This window comes from Stenotrophomonas sp. AS1, from assembly GCF_048957655.1.
GTDB classification, from domain to species: domain Bacteria; phylum Pseudomonadota; class Gammaproteobacteria; order Xanthomonadales; family Xanthomonadaceae; genus Stenotrophomonas; species Stenotrophomonas bentonitica_A.
This window is the reverse complement of the sequence record NZ_JARVXM010000001.1, coordinates 676,726-692,211: the sequence shown is the minus strand read 5'-3', so window position 1 is coordinate 692,211 and position 15,486 is coordinate 676,726. Positions and strand designations below refer to the sequence as shown.

Genomic DNA, 15,486 nt, shown 5'->3' with positions numbered 1-15,486 from the left:
CAACCCGGTGTCGTGGGGGATATCGCATCCTCCCCGGCATCCAGGTCACGGCCGACTATCGGATAGTGCCACGTGAAAACGTTTACATGGCAGAATGCGCAGACTGTATTCGATTGCAGTGGTCGCCGTCATGCGGCACCACGCCATCGACCTGCCATCGGGAGGGCCGAAGGCAGTTCCGCATAACAGCCCGGAGACCGGGCGGACTGGAATGGTGATATGGCAAAAGTGCAGTTGCAGGGCGTTCGCAAGGTCTACGACAACGGTCAGGTGGCCGTGCAGGGCGCGACCTTCGAAGTGGCCGATGGTGAATTGATGGTGCTGGTGGGGCCGTCCGGGTGTGGCAAGTCCACACTGCTGCGCATGGTCGCCGGCCTGGAAGAAATCAGTGGCGGCACGCTGACGATCGGCGACCGCGTGGTCAACGACGTGGCACCCAAGGATCGTGACATCGCCATGGTGTTCCAGAGCTATGCGCTGTATCCGCACATGACCGTGGCCGAGAACCTGGCCTTCGGTCTGAAGCTGCGCGGCCACGACAAGGCCACGATCAGCAAGCGGGTCAGTGAGGCGGCCCAAACGCTGGGCCTGACCGAGATGCTCGACAAGCTGCCCAAGGCGATGTCCGGCGGCCAGCGCCAGCGCGTTGCGCTGGGCCGCGCGCTGGTGCGCGAGCCGGCGGTGTTCCTGCTCGATGAACCGCTGTCCAACCTGGACGCCAAGCTGCGCCACAGCGTGCGGACCGAAATCGCGCAGCTGCACCGCAAGCTGGGCACCACCATGATCTACGTGACCCACGATCAGGTGGAAGCGATGACCCTGGGCCAGCGCATCGTGGTGCTCAAGGATGGCGTGATCCAGCAGATCGATACCCCGATGGCGCTGTACGACCGCCCGGCCAACCTGTTCGTGGCCGGCTTCCTCGGCAGCCCGGCGATGAACGTGCTGCGCGGCACCCTGCAGCGCACCGACAGCGGCTATGCCGTGCAGGACACCGGGCTGACCGCGCCGCTGGGCCAGGCCCGGATCGATCAGGCGTGGGTCGGCAAGGCGATCGCCGTGGGCGTGCGCCCGGAGCATCTGCAGCCGGCTGCGGCCGGGGATGCGACGGCGTTCGAGGCGATGATCGATGGCATCGAGCCGGTCGGCAACGAGATTTTCGTCAACATGACCAGTGGCGGCCAGCCGTTGGTGATGCGCGTGGCACCGCAGGGGTTGCCGTCGGTCGGCGAGCCGATCCGCGTGGCGATCCATCCGCAGGGCCTGCATTTCTTCGATGCAGAGACCGGCGAGCGCTTGAACGACGCGTAAGGCGCGGACGGGTACGGGGTTGCCGGCCAGCGGCCGGCACTACCCGTGCCCGAATCCGGCAGTGCCACCAGATCCGGTAGTGCCACCAGATCGGGCAGTTCCACCAGATCCGGTAGTGCCGGCCGCTGGCCGGCTCCACGCACACCCATCAACGTTCATGGCGTACCGCATCGATCAACGGTCGATGCCTACCGGGTCTACCGCGCCAGACCATCCAGCAACGGCAGGTGGGCGGCCTGGACTCCGCCGACGCTCAACGGCTCCGGCGCGATCTCCAGCGGCAGCACCGCCAGGGCCAGATCACCGGCCACCGAGGCCACCGTGCCGATCGCTGCGTCCTTCTGATGTACCTGCGTGCCGCTGGTCGTGCCCTCCACGACCCGCAGCAGCTGCAGGGCGCGCTTGGCCTTGCCCAGGAAGTGGGTGCGGGCCACGATTTCCTGGCCCGGGTAGCAGCCTTTCTTGACGCTGTACCCGTTCAGGCGGTCCAGGCCCAGCTGCTGCGGCGTCCACTGTTCGCGCTGATCGGCATCCAGGCGGGGCAGGCCGTAGCGCAGATCGGCCTGGCGCCAGGCTAGCGCGATATCCGCGCTGTCGGCGTGGGTCGCCACGGCGTCGGCGGAACCGATGCGCAGGCTGCGCGGAAGTGCGTCGCTGCCCAGGTCCAATTCGATGTTTTCGCCGCCAAGTTGCGCAATCGCGCGGCCGGAGGCCGATTCCGGCGCGGTGAAGCTTGCCGCCACGGCAAGATCATTGCGGACCTCGATCCGCACCTTGCGGCGGAAGACAAAACGCTGCAACTGCGACGCAATCGCATCGGCGTCGCCATCGGCGAGCACCACCACGATGCGCTCCTGGTCCAGCCGCAACAGCTGGAACACAGCAATGGCGCGGCCCTTGGCCGTCAGCCAGGCACTCCACTGCCAATGCCGCAGGGGCAGGGCGGTGACATCGCTGGAGAATTGGGCATGGGCGAACGCGGCCGCATCGGCACCGCTGAGACTGAGCAGCTGGTGACCGGGGAGGCGCGAAAAGCCGGCGAAATCGGAGGGCAGGTTGTCAGGCACGTGAACGGGGTCTAAAATTTGTGCGTTGCGAGACCACCCATGATAGGCCAAACAACCCCCTCTCCAGATTCTGAAGCTGAAGGCACGCTGGTACCCGAGGAGCAACCGCTTCCCGAGACCCCGGCATTGCCTTTGGAAATCGGCGGCCGCGGCGGACTTGATCCGGTGCGGTACGGAGATTGGGAGAAAAACGGACGCTGCATCGATTTCTGATCAGCATTGAGCCAACGCGGCATTGCGCCGCCCAGCCGAGACAACGAGCCCAGCGAATGGCCGCCAGAGAACGTCCCCTTTCCCCGCACCTTCAGGTGTATCGCTGGCAGATTCAGATGGCCACCTCGATCCTGCATCGAGCCACCGGCATCTTTCTGTCTGTTGGAGCCCTGATCATTGCCGGCGGCCTGCTCGCCCTGATGATGGGTCCTGAATCCTGGAACTGCTTCACCGGCCATGCCGGCAGCTGGTACGGCAAGCTGTTCCTGTTCGCATGGACCTGGTCCTTCGCCTACCACCTGTGCAATGGCATCCGCCATATCGTGCAGGACTTCGCGATCGGCTTCTCCATTCCCGCCTTCGTGCGCAGCAGCTGGGTCTCGGTCTTCGCCAGCCTGGTGATCACCGCCCTGGTCTGGGCCTACGTCTTCATGGGAGCGGCCGCATGAACAAGTACCGTACCCCGCTGAAGAACGTGCGTGGCCTTGGCGCTGCCAAGACCGGTACCGAGCACTTCGTGATGCAGCGCCTGACCGCCACCGCGCTGGTCGGCCTGACCATCTGGTTCCTGGTGTTCGTGCTGAGCCTGATCGGCGCCGATTACGTGACCGCGACCGACGCGGTGTCCAAGCCGTGGAACGCGGTGCTGCTGGTCGGCTTCCTGGTCGCGATGTTCTGGCATGCCCAGCTCGGCCTGCAGGTCGTGCTGGAAGACTACATCCACAATTCGCTGCTGGCCCTGGCGCTGCAGACCACGGTGAAGTTCATCGCCGTGCTCGGCGGGATCGTCAGTGTTTTTGCGGTCGCCCGCATCGCGCTCGGCGTCGCCTGAGTCCAGGCACCAAGACAGGAATCCAGATTAGATGTCCGCTTACAAGATTACGGAACACAAGTACGACATGGTCGTGGTCGGCGCCGGCGGTGCTGGCCTGCGCGCCACGTTCGGCCTTGCCGCCAAGGGCCTGCAGACGGTCTGTCTGACCAAGGTCTTCCCGACCCGTTCGCACACCGTGGCCGCGCAGGGCGGTATTTCCGCCGCGCTGGGCAACATGGGCGAAGACGACTGGCGCTACCACTTCTTCGACACCATCAAGGGCTCGGATTGGCTGGGTGACCAGGACGCCATCGAGTACATGTGCCGCGAAGCGATCCCGGCCATCATCGAACTGGAACACTACGGCGTGCCGTTCAGCCGTACCGAAGAGGGCAAGATCTACCAGCGCCCGTTCGGTGGCATGACCACCAAGTACGGCGAAGGCCCGTCCGCGCAGCGCACCTGCGCCGCCGCCGACCGTACCGGCCACGCCATGCTGCACACGCTGTACCAGCAGTCGCTGGCGCACAACGCGCGCTTCATGATCGAGTACTTCGCGCTCGACCTGATCTTCGATGACGAAGGCGTCTGCCGCGGCGTGCTCGCGCTGGACATGGCCGACGGCTCGCTGCACCTGTTCCGCGCCCACGGCGTGGTGCTGGCCACCGGCGGCTACGGCCGCGCCTACTTCAGCGCCACCTCGGCCCACACCTGCACCGGCGACGGCGGCGGTCTGGTCATGCGTGCCGGCCTGCCGATGCAGGACATGGAGTTCGTGCAGTTCCACCCGACCGGTATCTACGGCGCGGGCTGCCTGATCACCGAAGGTGTGCGTGGCGAAGGCGGCATCCTGCGCAACAGCAACGGCGAGCGCTTCATGGAGCGCTACGCACCGCACTACAAGGATCTGGCCTCGCGCGACGTGGTGTCGCGTTCGATGACCATCGAGATCCGCGAAGGCCGCGGCGTCGGCGAGCACAAGGATCACATCCTGCTCGACCTGACCCACCTCGGCCCGGGCGTCATCGACGACAAGCTGCCGGGCATCGCCGAAAGCGCCCGCATCTTCGCCGGCGTGGACGTGCACAAGCAGCCGATCCCGGTCATCCCGACCGTGCACTACAACATGGGTGGCATCCCGACCAACTACCACGGCGAAGTCGTGCGCAAGGTCGGCGACAACCCCGATGCCGTCGTGCCGGGCCTGTACGCCATCGGCGAAGCGGCCTGCGTGTCGGTCCACGGCGCCAACCGCCTGGGCTCCAACTCGCTGCTCGACCTGGTGGTGTTCGGCCGTGCGGTGGCCAACCGCTGTGCCGAGACCATCAAGTCCGGCGCGCCGCACAAGACCCTGCCGTCCGATGCGTGCGACAAGGCGCTGGGCCTGCTGGACAAGCTGCGCTACGCCAACGGCGACACCCCGACCTCGGTCATCCGCGATCGCATGCAGCGCACCATGCAGAACGACGCGGCGGTGTTCCGGACCAGCAAGACCCTGGAAGAGGGCTGCGCCAAGATGGCCGAGATCTTCGACTCCTTCCAGGACGTCAAGGTCTCCGACCGTTCGCTGGTGTGGAACTCGGACCTGATCGAAACCTACGAGCTGAACAACCTGCTGCTCAACGCGGTGGCGACGATCAACTCGGCCGAACAGCGCAAGGAAAGCCGCGGCGCGCATGCGCATGAGGACTTCCCGGACCGCGACGACGTCAACTGGCAGAAGCACACGCTGGTCAACGTCGACGAGAACGGCAAGTGCGAGTTCGACTACCGCCCGGTCCACATGTACACGCTGAGCAAGGACGTGGACGTCGTCCCGCCCAAGCCGCGCGTTTACTAAGAGACCTGCGGCATGACCTCCGTCCACGCAGCGCCCGCGACCGCCGTCCCCCGCAAGGGTGGGGTGGCGCGTGCGCCGCTGGCCGGTGGTGTCGACTTCCTCATCTTCCGTGCTACCCGCGCCTGCACCGCAGCGCGAGCCGCCTGAGCCAACGAGAACAGCCATGGCCGAGTTTTCCCTCCCCAAGAATTCCAAGATCGGAAAGGGCAAGCACTTCCCCGCCAAGAGCGGTGCGAAGAACACCCGCACCTTCAAGATCTACCGCTGGAGTCCCGACGACGACAGCAACCCGCGCACCGATACGTACGAGATCGATCTGGACGCCTGCGGCCCGATGGTTCTGGACGCGCTGATCAAGATCAAGAATGAGATCGATCCGACCCTGACCTTCCGTCGTTCGTGCCGTGAGGGCATCTGCGGTTCGTGCGCGATGAACATCGACGGCACCAACACGCTGGCCTGCACCCGCGCCATCGCCGACTGCGGCAAGGCCGAAGTGCCGATCTACCCGCTGCCGCACATGAGCGTGGTCAAGGACCTGGTGCCGGACCTGACCCACTTCTACGCGCAGTACGCCTCGATCAAGCCGTGGATCCGCACCCAGACCCCGCCGCCGCCGGATCGCGAGCGCCTGCAGTCGCCCGAAGACCGCAAGAAGCTGGACGGCCTGTACGAGTGCATCCTGTGCGCGTGCTGCTCGACCAGCTGCCCGAGCTACTGGTGGAACGGCGAGCGTTACCTGGGCCCGGCCATCCTGCTGCAGGCCTACCGCTGGATCGTCGACTCGCGCGATGAAGACACCGGTGCGCGCCTGGACGAGCTGGAAGACCCGTTCAAGCTGTACCGCTGCCACACCATCATGAACTGCTCGCGGACCTGTCCGAAGGGCCTGAACCCGGCGCTGGCCATTGCCGAGATCAAGAAGCTGATGATGGCGCGTCGCGCCTGATCCAGACGTGCCCGGTAGAGCCACGCCATGCGTGGCTTCTCAGAAAATGATCGAAACGGTAGCGCCACGCCATGCGTGGCGTCTCAGAAAATGATCGAAACGGTTGAGCCACGCCATGCGTGGCGTCTCAGAAAATGATCGAAACGGTAGAGCCACGCCATGCGTGGCTTTGCCTTATCTGGAAACGCAGAAAATGGATGAAGCAACCGAACTGAAAAAACTGCGCTGGCGCTGCCGCCGCGGCATGCGCGAGCTGGACCAGCTGTTCGGCCGTTACCTGGACCGCTGCTGGCTGCAGGCACCGACAGACGAGCGCGAGGTTTTCCTGTTCCTGCTCGAAAGCGAGGACGATAAGTTGTGGCGCTGGTTCATGGGCTACGAGGAGTGCCCGCATGCCGCGCCCGCTGCCCTCATCGCCAGGATCCGCGCCCTGCCAGCTTGAGTGGCACCCCTCGCGCTGGCAGTGCCGCGCGCTGATCGCCATGGGCGCGCTGATGCCCTGGGCCCTGTGGGGCACCGAGCTTCCGGCGCCGTGGGGCCTGGCCTTGGGCCTGGTGGCGATGGTGGGCACGTGGCTGGAGGCGTGGCGGTATGCGCGCGGCCCGGGCTGCGCCTTCCTGATCCCCCTGGATGATGAGCCGGCCCAGGTGGATGGGGAGGCGGTCGAGGACCTGCAGATGCGTCGCCGCGGCCCGCTGCTGCAGCTCCGCTGGCGGTATGAAGGGCGTCGCCACTGGCGTCTGTTCTGGCCCGATACCCTTCCGGCGGCGCAGGCACGTGAACTGCGACTAGCCGTCCGGGCACACTGCATTTCCCGTTCACCCCCTGCAGTGGCACCATAGCCTGAATTGTCCGGCGTACCTGCATGTTCAAACCCATACCTGTCTCGATTGGCCTGCGCTACCTGCGCGCCAAACGCCGCAACGGCTTCATCTCCTTCATCTCCATGGCCTCGATCCTCGGCATCGCGCTGGGCGTGACCGTGCTGATCACCACGCTGGCGGTCATGAGCGGTTTCCAGAAGGAAATCCGCGACCGGCTGCTGCAGATGACCGCGCATACCACCATCACCACCGACGGCGCCCCGATGGCCGATTGGGCGCATGCGGTGGATGTGGCGAAAAAGGACCCGCGTGTCGCCGGCGCGGCGCCGTACATCGAAATCCAGGCCATGCTCAGCGGCCCCCGCGTGCAGGGCGCCATCGTGCAGGGCATCGACCCGGCGCTGGAGCCGAACGTCTCGGTCATCAACCAGAAGGTCAAGAAGGGCAGCTTCGACAGCCTGACCGCAGGCAGCTACAACCTGCTGGTGGGCCAGGAACTGGCGATCTACCTCGGCGTCGGCGTGGGCGATACGGTGCTGGTGACCCTGGCGGAAGTGCAGGGCACGCCGATCGGCGCGATCCCGCGCATGAAGCGCTTCACCGTGAGCGGCATCTTCGAGGCCGGTTACAACGAGGTCGACCGCGGCGTGGCCTACGCCAACATGGCCGATCTGGAAAAGGTGCTGCGCATCGATGGCGTCACCGGTGTGCGCCTGAAGCTGCACGACATGGACAAGGCGCTGGACGTCGGCGTCGATCTGGCCCACAACCTGACCGGTGCCTACCGCGTCAGTGACTGGACCCAGCAGAACGCCAACCTCTACCACTCGCTGCGCATGGAGAAGGTGGTGATGGGCATCCTGCTCTCGCTGATCATCGCCATGGGCGCGTTCAACCTGGTTTCCTCGCAGGTGATGCTGGTCACCGACAAGCAGGCCGACATCGCGATCCTGCGCACGCTGGGCCTGACCCCGGGCGGGGTGATGCAGGTGTTCATGGTGCAGGGCTCGCTGATCGGCATCTTCGGCACCGTGCTGGGCGTGATCGGTGGCATTACCCTGACCTTGAACCTGGAGCGCATCCTCGGCGCGATCGAGACGCTGTTCAACGTCAAGCTGCTGCCGGAGGACGTGTACTACATCACCGGCCTGCCGACCGACATGCAGACCCCGGACATCATCATGATCACCGCCGTGGCGCTGGTCATGAGCTTCCTTGCCACCCTGTATCCCGCCTGGCGCGCGGCACGTACCCAGCCGGCGGAGGCCCTGCGTTATGAATGAAGCACTCACCCTGGGCCAGGAAGTCATCCGCGCCGAAGCGCTGGCCAAGACCTATGCCGAAGGCCGCATGCAGACCCCGGTGTTCAACGGGCTGGACCTGCGCGTGGCCGCCGGCGAGACCGTGGCCATCATCGGTGCCTCCGGCGCCGGCAAGAGCACCCTGCTGCACCTGCTGGGTGGCCTGGATACGCCGACGGCGGGCGAGGTCTATGTGGCCGGCCAGCGCATGTCCGGCCTGTCCGACAGCCAGCGTGGCCGCCTGCGCAACCGCGCTCTCGGCTTCGTCTACCAGTTCCATCACCTGCTGCCCGAATTCACCGCGCTGGAAAACGTGATGATGCCGGTGCTGCTGGGGGGCGAAGAAGTGGCTGACGCGCGCAACCGCGCGCAGGTGTTGCTGGAATCGGTCGGCCTGGGGCACCGGGTGGACCACAAGCCGGGCGAGCTCTCCGGCGGTGAGCGCCAGCGTGCCGCCGTGGCCCGCGCCCTGGTCAACCGCCCGGCCTGCGTGCTCGGCGACGAACCCACCGGCAACCTGGACGACAAGACCGCCGCGACCGTGTTCGAGCTGATGCTCGAGCTCAACCGCGCGCACCACACCAGCCTGGTGCTGGTGACCCACGACCGCTCGCTGGCACGCAAGCTGGACCGCGTGCTGGAACTGCGCGAAGGGCGGCTGCACAGCCTGGCCCACAGCGAGGTCTGAGCAGGCAGCGCTGCCTGCCTGAGCGCTGAACACCCGGCGGGTTCCTCTCGCCGGGACCACGCCGGGCGGCGCATGATCGGCGCACATTCCCCAGCAGGAGGCGTCATGAAGCAGACCCTTGCCATCGCGGCCCTGTGCCTTGGGCTGGCCGCGTGCGCCAGTACCGGCCGCCTGTCCACCGCGCAGAAGCTTGATCTCTACCGCGCGCACGCCGGTCCGCCGCAGCAGGACATGCCGTTGTACGGGTCGTTGTCCGGCTGGACCGAACTGGGCGAGAGCGCGCTGGCGGTGTGGACGCGCCCAAGCGAAGGCTATCTGCTGGAACTGGCCGGGCCGTGCCAGGGGCTGGACTACGCCCCGGCGATCGGCCTGACCAGCCGGGTCGGCCGTGTGTCGGCCCGCTTCGACAAGGTGCTGGTGCACGACCCCACGCCGGGACCGATGAACATGCCGTGCTTCATCAGCAGCATCCGCAAGCTCGATACCAAGGCGCTGCGCGCCTCCGAGCAGGAGCTGCGGCAGGCGCAGCTGCAGGAGCGCGAAGAAGGCCAGCAGGCGCCGACCCGGTAGTGCCGGCCGCTGGCCGGCCAAGGCCTATCGAGGATGCACCGCGATCTCGCGGTCGGCATAACCTCGCGGTCGCCACAACCTGGCGATCGCCAACAACCTCGCTATCGCCAACAACTTCGCGGTCCCCCATCCTCGCGGTAGATACCGACCGTTGGTCGGTATCAGACCCGGTCACGCCTCCGGAACGAACCCGGCCGGCTTCTCCGCGCCACCGCTGAAGAGATACTTCACCAGTTCCTCTTCCAGGAACGCACGGTGCTTGGGATCCCGCGGCGACAGCCGGTTTTCGTTGATCAGCATGGTCTGGTGCGCCAGCCACGCGGCCCAGGCCGGCTTGCCGATGTGGTTGAAGATGCGCTGGCCCAGCTCGCCGGGGTAGGGCACGAAGTCCAGGCCTTCGGCGTCGCCTTGTTCGTACTGGCAGAAAACGGTGCGGGGCATAGCGTTACTCGTTGTCTTGGAATGTTGCTGCGCGCCGCATTGTACGGCGCTTGGGCTGAGCGGGCGGTGCACCGGTCTGGAGCAGCTTGCGGATCGGTGCGGGCAGGCCCAGCTTTTCCAGCCCTTCGGCAGCGACCCAGCGTACGCCGGCATCCTCGCCGCGCGAGCCCTGAACCGTCGCCACCAGTACCTGCAGATGCAGCCGGTAGTGGCTGAAGGTGTGCTCCAGCACCGGCAGCGGCTCGGCATCGTCCAGCGAGCCCTCGATATGCGCATCGAACCAGTCCTGCAGGGCGATGCCGCTGTCAGCCTGGGGCAGGGTCCACAGCTGCGCCCAGATGCCGGTGTCCGGCCGCTTCTGCAGCAGCACGCGGCCGCGCGCATCGCGCAGCAGCAGCGCCACCGCCTCGCGTTCGGGCAGGGTCTTGCCCGGCTTCGGTGTCGGCAGCTGATCGGTACGGCCTTCGCGCCGTGCGACGCAGGTCGCCTGCAGCGGACAGATCACGCAGGCAGGCCTGCTGCGGCTGCAGACGCTGGCGCCCAGGTCCATCTGCGCCTGGGTGTAATCGACCATGCGGGTCGCGGGCACCTGCGCGGCATGCGCCTCGGCGACTGCCCACAGTTGCTTCTCGATCGCCGGCAGGCCGGGGAAGCCCTCGATGCCGTGATAGCGGGTCAACACGCGTTTGACGTTGCCATCCAGGATCGCGAACCGATCATTCCAGGCCTGGCTGAGAATTGCGCCGGCGGTGCTGCGGCCGATGCCCGGCAGCGCATGCAGGGCATCGAAATCACGCGGCAGCTCGCCGCCATGCAGTTCGACGCAGCGCTGCGCGGCGGCATGCAGGTTGCGTGCACGCGCGTAGTAGCCCAGCCCCGCCCACTGCGCCATCACCGCATCATTGCTGGCTGCGGCCAGGTCGGGCAGGGTCGGGAATACGTCCAGGAACTTCAGGAAGTACGGGATGACCGTGCTGACCTGGGTCTGCTGCAGCATGATCTCCGACAGCCACACCCGGTACGGCGAGCGCGGGTGCTGCCAGGGCAGGTCGTGCCGGCCATGGTCATCGAACCAGTGCAGCAGACGGGAAACGAACACATCGTCGGCAGGCAATACGGCGCTGGCGGGAGGCTGGCGGGTCATGCAGATTCCGGAGAAGGACGGGAGCCACGCCATGCGTGGCTGCATCGGCAGCCGGGGAGACCGGTCACGCAGGTGAAGCAGCCACCCATGGGGTGGCTCTACCAGTGAAGCCGCTGCCTGGCCCGGCGGTGATCAGGCGCCGAGTGCTTCGGGCAGCAAGGCGTCGACAAAGGCCTCCGGATCGAACACGCGCAGGTCTTCCGGACGCTCGCCGATGCCGCAGAAGCGGATCGGAATGCCGAACTCGCGGGCCAGCGCGAACACCACGCCGCCCTTGGCGGTGCCGTCCAGCTTGGTCACCACCAGCCCGGTCACGTTGACCGCGGCATGGAACTGACGCAGCTGCGAGAGCGCGTTCTGCCCGGTGGTGCCATCGATGACCATCAGCACTTCATGCGGCGCATCGGCATCGATCTTGCCGAGCACGCGGCGGATCTTGCCGAGCTCGTTCATCAGGCCAGCCTGGGTATGCAGGCGGCCGGCGGTATCGGCGATCAGCACTTCGGTGCCGCGCGCCTTGCCGGCCTGCAGCGCATCGAAGGCGACCGAGGCCGCGTCGGCATTCTGGCCCTGCGCGACCACGGCCACGCCGTTGCGCTCGCCCCAGGCCTGCAGCTGCGCGACCGCAGCGGCACGGAAGGTATCGCCGGCGGCCAGCATCAGGCTGTGCCCGTCGTCCTTGAAGCGCTTGGCCAGCTTGCCGATGGTGGTGGTCTTGCCGACGCCGTTGACGCCGACGGTGAGCACCACGAACGGCTTGGCGGTGCGGTCGATCACCAGCGGCTTGGCGACCGGCTGCAGGATGGCGATCAGCTCGGCGCGCAGCGCGGTGAGCAGCGCATTGGCATCGGCGAACTCGCGCGCCTTCATGCGCTTGCGCAGGCCTTCCACCAGCGCGGTGGTCGCACCGACGCCGACATCGGCGGTGATCAGCGCAGTTTCCAGCTCATCGAGCAGGTCATCATCGAGCTTGGGATTGCGCGAGAACAGGCCGCCGAAGCTGCGGGCGATCACGCTGTTGCGCAGGCGCTCGCGCCAGCCGCTCTTGCCGGCCGCGGCGGGGGCGATGTCCTGGGAGGACGGGCGCTCGGTCACGATGATCGGGGCAGCCGGAGGAGCCGGAGCAGCCGGGGGTGCCGGAGCTGCCGGGACGGCCGGAGCGAGCGCGGCGGGCACGGCCGGAGCAGCCACCGGCGGCGCGACGACGGGCGGCGCAGGCGCGCTCACCGGTGCGGCCGGTGCCGGGCTCGATGCGGCCGGTGCCGCGCGGTCCTCCACGGGAGCTGCTGGAGCCGGCGCCGCGACGACAGGTGCAGGAGCAGCCGGAGCCGGGACAACCGGTGCGGTCACTACAGGTGCCGGCGCGACCGGCGGCGGGGCGGCAGGCGGTGCGACCACGGGCGCAGGTACAACGGGGGCCGGCACGACCGGGGTCGAAACTACAGGCGTCGGAACTGCCGGAGCGGGAACCTCCGGGGTCGGCGCGATCACGCGCTCTGCGGGGGCAGTCGGCGCGACGGCAGGCACCGGGGCTTCCGCTGCCGGCGGCAGCGGCGCAGGCGCCGGCGGTTCTGCAGGCTGGGGATTGGCCTGTGGGAACGCGGCTGCCAGCTCCTCGGTGGAGTAATGCTGGGTTTTGGCCGCCTCTTGCGGGGCGTCCTGGGGCTTTTTGCGGCGGAAGAAGCTGAGCATTGGCAAAAGACGCTGAAATCAGAGGGGTATGCTACCACTGCACCCCGAAGGCCCATGGGCGTGCAGGTGCGGTGGGGCGGGACTCAAGTAATGGCCGATGCGGCCGTTACCGGTTGTGAAGGGCTGCACCATGCCGGCGCGGCCGGAACAGCAGAAAACGGTGACCGATGAGCGTGATGTCCATTGCCAGTGCCGGCATGCGTGCCGCCTCGCTCGGGGTACAGACCGCCGCGTCCAACGTGGCACGGTTGCCGGTCACGGATGCGACCCGCCTGGGCGTCGCGCAGACTGCAGCGGCAGGTGGCGGCGTCACTGCCAGCGTGATCACCGCGCCCGACGATGCCAATGCGCCGATCGCGGACCTGCTCACGGCCAGAGAAGCCGCGCTGGCGTTCGCCGCCAACGCGAGCGTGCTCCGCCGCCAGGACCAGATGCTGGGCACCTTGCTCGACCGCTGGGCCTGACTCGATCGCGCACGCCGGCCACCGTCCGGCGCCACGCATCATCAACGCCGGCAGGTGCCGACCCTTGGCCGGCACCCACCCGCAGAGCGACTTACGCCGACAGCTCGAGCAACAGCTTGTTGAGCCGGCGCACATACGCCGCCGGGTCCTTCAGCGTGTCGCCCGCGGCCAGCGCGGCCTGGTCGAACAGCACGCGGCTGAGGTCATCGAAGCGCGCGGCATCGCCTTCCTGGTCCAGCTTGCCGATCAGCGGATGGCCGGGGTTGAACTCGAACACCGGCTTGCTGTCGGGCACCTTCTGGCCGCTGGCTTCCAGGATCTGGCGCATCTGCAGGCCCAGGTCCTGTTCGCCGATCGCCAGGATTGCCGGGGAGTCGGTCAGGCGGTGCGAGACGCGCACGTCGGCCACGTCATCGCCCAGTGCGGCCTTGATACGGTCCACCAGCGCCTGCTTGTCCTTGGCCACGGCTTCCTGGGCCTGCTTGTCTTCGGCGGTTTCCAGCGCGCCCAGGTCCAGATCGCCACGCGCGACATCGACGAACGACTTGCCGTCGAACTCGGTCAGGTAGCCCATCAACCATTCGTCGATGCGGTCGGTGAGCAGCAACACTTCCACGCCCTTCTTGCGGAACACTTCCAGGTGCGGGCTGTCCTTGACCTGGGTGTAGCTGTCGCCGGTCAGGAAGTAGATTTTGTCCTGGCCTTCGATCATGCGGCCCACGTAATCGGCCAGCGAGACGCTCGGCTCGCCGCTGTCGTCATGGGTGGAGGCGAAGCGCAGCAGGCCGGCGATCTTCTCGCGGTTGCCGTAGTCCTCGGCCGGGCCTTCCTTGAGCACCTGGCCGAACTGCTTCCAGAAGCCGGCATAGACCTCCGGCTTGTCCTTGGCCAGTTTCTCCAGCATGTCCAGCGAACGCTTGGTCAGCGCCGACTTCATCGAATCGATGACCGGGCCGGACTGCAGGATTTCGCGCGAAACGTTCAGCGAGAGATCGTTGGAATCCACCACGCCCTTGATGAAGCGCAGGTACAGCGGCAGGAACTGCTCGGCCTGGTCCATCACGAACACGCGCTGCACGTACAGCTTCAGGCCCTTGGGCGCGTCACGGTGGTACAGATCGAACGGCGCATGGCCGGGCACGTACAGCAGAGAGGTGTACTCCAGCTTGCCTTCAACCTTGTTGTGGCTCCACGCCAGCGGATCCTGGTGGTCATGCGCGGCGTGCTTGTAGAACTCCTGGTACTCGGCGTCGGTGATCTCGGTGCGCGGGCGGGTCCACAGCGCGCTGGCACGGTTGACGGTTTCCCATTCGACCTCGGCCGGGGCATCTTCGCCGTGGTGTTCCTTGGCCATCTGGATCGGCAGGCCGATGTGGTCGGAGTACTTCTTGATGATGCCGCGCAGGCGCCAGCCATCGGCGAAGTCGCGCTGGTCATCCTTGAGGTGCAGCACGATGCGGGTGCCGCGCTCGGGCTTGTCGATGCTTTCCACGTCGAACTCGCCTTCGCCGCGCGAGGACCAGTGCACGCCCTCGCTGGCGGGCAGGCCGGCGCGGCGGGAGTAGACGTCCACCTGGTCGGCGACGATGAAGGCGCTGTAGAAGCCGACGCCGAACTGGCCGATCAGCTGGGAGTCCTTCTTCTGGTCGCCGGAGAGCTGGCGCAGGAAGTCGCCGGTGCCGGACTTGGCGATGGTGCCCAGGTGGGCAATCGCTTCGTCACGGCTCATGCCGATGCCGTTGTCGTCGATGGTCAGGGTGTTGGCGGTGGCATCGAAGCTGACGCGGATGCGCAGGTCGCCGTCGTTCTCGAGCAGGGCCGGCTGGGTCAGCGCTTCGAAGCGCAGTTTGTCCGAGGCATCGGCCGCGTTGGAGATGAGCTCGCGAAGGAAGATTTCCTTGTTGGAGTACAGCGAGTGGATCATCAACTGCAGCAGCTGTTTGACTTCGGTCTGGAAGCCCAGGGTTTCTTTTTGGGTCTGCACGGTCATGGGTCGTGTTGCTCCTTGGGACATTGCCGCGCCCGGCGCGGCGGCTGGCTCAAGGGGTAGGGGTGGATTGTCCCGAATTCAAGAGCGGCGGCAGCCTTCGGGGCCGAATCGCAAGCAGGAGCGCGGCGCCTGCCTCTACAAGGTGGGTCGGACGTGCGACAGGTAGAGCCACGCCATG

General features: G+C 66.8%; 17 protein-coding genes. 12 read left to right on the top strand and 5 right to left on the bottom strand.

Translation table 11 applies throughout. The features are described from left to right. The first annotated feature begins 219 nt into the window (after window positions 1–219). Window positions 220–1,311 carry an ABC transporter ATP-binding protein gene (locus PV764_RS03190; protein WP_019183259.1) on the top strand — a complete coding sequence of 364 codons (1,092 nt, stop codon included), beginning with the start codon at window positions 220–222 and terminating at the stop codon, window positions 1,309–1,311. A 197-nt stretch (window positions 1,312–1,508) separates the two neighbouring features. Here PV764_RS03190 and PV764_RS03185 read toward each other — a convergent pair whose 3' ends face one another. After that, a complete protein-coding gene (locus PV764_RS03185; RefSeq protein WP_284129576.1) occupies window positions 1,509–2,378 on the bottom strand; it encodes a YgfZ/GcvT domain-containing protein in 870 nt (289 codons plus the stop codon). A gap of 39 nt (window positions 2,379–2,417) precedes the next feature. Here PV764_RS03185 and PV764_RS03180 point away from each other — a divergent pair, with 39 nt between their 5' ends. From PV764_RS03180 to PV764_RS03135, 10 genes are all read left to right on the top strand, one after another. Continuing rightward, window positions 2,418–2,591 (top strand): DUF1674 domain-containing protein, encoded by a 174-nt coding sequence (locus PV764_RS03180; protein WP_080114829.1) that lies wholly within the window; start codon window positions 2,418–2,420, stop codon window positions 2,589–2,591. Between the two features lie 56 nt (window positions 2,592–2,647). Further along, window positions 2,648–3,040: a succinate dehydrogenase, cytochrome b556 subunit gene (sdhC, locus tag PV764_RS03175; protein WP_019183256.1), complete on the top strand. Its 393-nt coding sequence runs from the start codon at window positions 2,648–2,650 to the stop codon at window positions 3,038–3,040. Continuing rightward, window positions 3,037–3,423, top strand: a complete 387-nt coding sequence (gene sdhD / locus PV764_RS03170) for a succinate dehydrogenase, hydrophobic membrane anchor protein (RefSeq protein WP_019183255.1) — start codon at window positions 3,037–3,039, stop codon at window positions 3,421–3,423. The genes sdhC and sdhD overlap by 4 nt, the downstream gene beginning before the upstream one ends. A gap of 31 nt (window positions 3,424–3,454) precedes the next feature. Continuing rightward, window positions 3,455–5,245: a succinate dehydrogenase flavoprotein subunit gene (gene sdhA / locus PV764_RS03165; RefSeq protein ID WP_019183254.1), complete on the top strand. Its 1,791-nt coding sequence runs from the start codon at window positions 3,455–3,457 to the stop codon at window positions 5,243–5,245. 163 nt (window positions 5,246–5,408) lie between these two features. Continuing rightward, window positions 5,409–6,194 carry a succinate dehydrogenase iron-sulfur subunit gene (locus PV764_RS03160; RefSeq protein ID WP_019183253.1) on the top strand — a complete coding sequence of 262 codons (786 nt, stop codon included), beginning with the start codon at window positions 5,409–5,411 and terminating at the stop codon, window positions 6,192–6,194. Between the two features lie 193 nt (window positions 6,195–6,387). Continuing rightward, window positions 6,388–6,636, top strand: a complete 249-nt coding sequence (locus PV764_RS03155) for a succinate dehydrogenase assembly factor 2 (RefSeq protein ID WP_019183252.1) — start codon at window positions 6,388–6,390, stop codon at window positions 6,634–6,636. After that, window positions 6,587–7,036: a hypothetical protein gene (locus tag PV764_RS03150; RefSeq protein WP_046273606.1), complete on the top strand. Its 450-nt coding sequence runs from the start codon at window positions 6,587–6,589 to the stop codon at window positions 7,034–7,036. The genes PV764_RS03155 and PV764_RS03150 overlap by 50 nt, the downstream gene beginning before the upstream one ends. A gap of 23 nt (window positions 7,037–7,059) precedes the next feature. Next, window positions 7,060–8,301 (top strand): lipoprotein-releasing ABC transporter permease subunit, encoded by a 1,242-nt coding sequence (locus PV764_RS03145; protein WP_019183250.1) that lies wholly within the window; start codon window positions 7,060–7,062, stop codon window positions 8,299–8,301. Beyond that, the gene (gene lolD / locus PV764_RS03140) at window positions 8,294–9,007 is read left to right on the top strand and encodes a lipoprotein-releasing ABC transporter ATP-binding protein LolD (protein ID WP_284129574.1); all 714 of its coding nucleotides are present in this window, start codon (window positions 8,294–8,296) and stop codon (window positions 9,005–9,007) included. The genes PV764_RS03145 and lolD overlap by 8 nt, the downstream gene beginning before the upstream one ends. 105 nt (window positions 9,008–9,112) lie before the next feature. Continuing rightward, complete coding sequence (locus PV764_RS03135; RefSeq protein WP_019183248.1) at window positions 9,113–9,577, top strand: DUF6491 family protein; 465 nt, start codon at window positions 9,113–9,115, stop codon at window positions 9,575–9,577. Between the two features lie 171 nt (window positions 9,578–9,748). On the opposite strand, the gene PV764_RS03130 is transcribed toward PV764_RS03135, so the two are convergent. From PV764_RS03130 to ftsY, 3 genes are all read right to left on the bottom strand, one after another. Next, window positions 9,749–10,018 carry an oxidative damage protection protein gene (locus PV764_RS03130; protein ID WP_421116170.1) on the bottom strand — a complete coding sequence of 90 codons (270 nt, stop codon included), beginning with the start codon at window positions 10,016–10,018 and terminating at the stop codon, window positions 9,749–9,751. 4 nt (window positions 10,019–10,022) lie between these two features. Then, window positions 10,023–11,162 (bottom strand): A/G-specific adenine glycosylase, encoded by a 1,140-nt coding sequence (gene mutY / locus PV764_RS03125; RefSeq protein WP_421116169.1) that lies wholly within the window; start codon window positions 11,160–11,162, stop codon window positions 10,023–10,025. A gap of 132 nt (window positions 11,163–11,294) precedes the next feature. Beyond that, on the bottom strand, window positions 11,295–12,854 hold the full coding sequence (ftsY, locus tag PV764_RS03120) for a signal recognition particle-docking protein FtsY (RefSeq protein WP_019183245.1): 1,560 nt from the start codon (window positions 12,852–12,854) through the stop codon (window positions 11,295–11,297). 167 nt (window positions 12,855–13,021) lie between these two features. Here ftsY and PV764_RS03115 point away from each other — a divergent pair, with 167 nt between their 5' ends. Further along, entirely contained in the window at window positions 13,022–13,318 is a 297-nt protein-coding gene (locus tag PV764_RS03115) for a hypothetical protein (protein WP_019183244.1), read from the top strand. 91 nt (window positions 13,319–13,409) lie between these two features. Here the strand turns inward: PV764_RS03115 and htpG are convergent, their stop codons facing one another. Beyond that, on the bottom strand, window positions 13,410–15,308 hold the full coding sequence (htpG, locus tag PV764_RS03110; protein ID WP_019183243.1) for a molecular chaperone HtpG: 1,899 nt from the start codon (window positions 15,306–15,308) through the stop codon (window positions 13,410–13,412). Between the last annotated feature and the right edge of the window lie 178 nt (window positions 15,309–15,486).

Bases quoted from the DNA above. Each gene is read 5' to 3' on its own strand.
- PV764_RS03180 (WP_080114829.1), top strand. From the start codon at position 2,418: ATGATAGGCCAAACAACCCCCTCTCCAGATTCTGAAGCTGAAGGCACG.
- PV764_RS03115 (WP_019183244.1), top strand. From the start codon at position 13,022: ATGAGCGTGATGTCCATTGCCAGTGCCGGCATGCGTGCCGCCTCGCTC.
- PV764_RS03130 (WP_421116170.1), bottom strand. From the start codon at position 10,018: ATGCCCCGCACCGTTTTCTGCCAGTACGAACAAGGCGACGCCGAAGGC.
- PV764_RS03145 (WP_019183250.1), top strand. From the start codon at position 7,060: ATGTTCAAACCCATACCTGTCTCGATTGGCCTGCGCTACCTGCGCGCC.
- PV764_RS03150 (WP_046273606.1), top strand. From the start codon at position 6,587: ATGCCGCGCCCGCTGCCCTCATCGCCAGGATCCGCGCCCTGCCAGCTT.
- sdhA (WP_019183254.1), top strand. From the start codon at position 3,455: ATGTCCGCTTACAAGATTACGGAACACAAGTACGACATGGTCGTGGTC.
- lolD (WP_284129574.1), top strand. From the start codon at position 8,294: ATGAATGAAGCACTCACCCTGGGCCAGGAAGTCATCCGCGCCGAAGCG.
- mutY (WP_421116169.1), bottom strand. From the start codon at position 11,162: ATGACCCGCCAGCCTCCCGCCAGCGCCGTATTGCCTGCCGACGATGTG.
- htpG (WP_019183243.1), bottom strand. From the start codon at position 15,308: ATGACCGTGCAGACCCAAAAAGAAACCCTGGGCTTCCAGACCGAAGTC.
- PV764_RS03190 (WP_019183259.1), top strand. From the start codon at position 220: ATGGCAAAAGTGCAGTTGCAGGGCGTTCGCAAGGTCTACGACAACGGT.
- PV764_RS03160 (WP_019183253.1), top strand. From the start codon at position 5,409: ATGGCCGAGTTTTCCCTCCCCAAGAATTCCAAGATCGGAAAGGGCAAG.
- PV764_RS03155 (WP_019183252.1), top strand. From the start codon at position 6,388: ATGGATGAAGCAACCGAACTGAAAAAACTGCGCTGGCGCTGCCGCCGC.
- sdhD (WP_019183255.1), top strand. From the start codon at position 3,037: ATGAACAAGTACCGTACCCCGCTGAAGAACGTGCGTGGCCTTGGCGCT.
- ftsY (WP_019183245.1), bottom strand. From the start codon at position 12,854: ATGCTCAGCTTCTTCCGCCGCAAAAAGCCCCAGGACGCCCCGCAAGAG.
- PV764_RS03135 (WP_019183248.1), top strand. From the start codon at position 9,113: ATGAAGCAGACCCTTGCCATCGCGGCCCTGTGCCTTGGGCTGGCCGCG.
- sdhC (WP_019183256.1), top strand. From the start codon at position 2,648: ATGGCCGCCAGAGAACGTCCCCTTTCCCCGCACCTTCAGGTGTATCGC.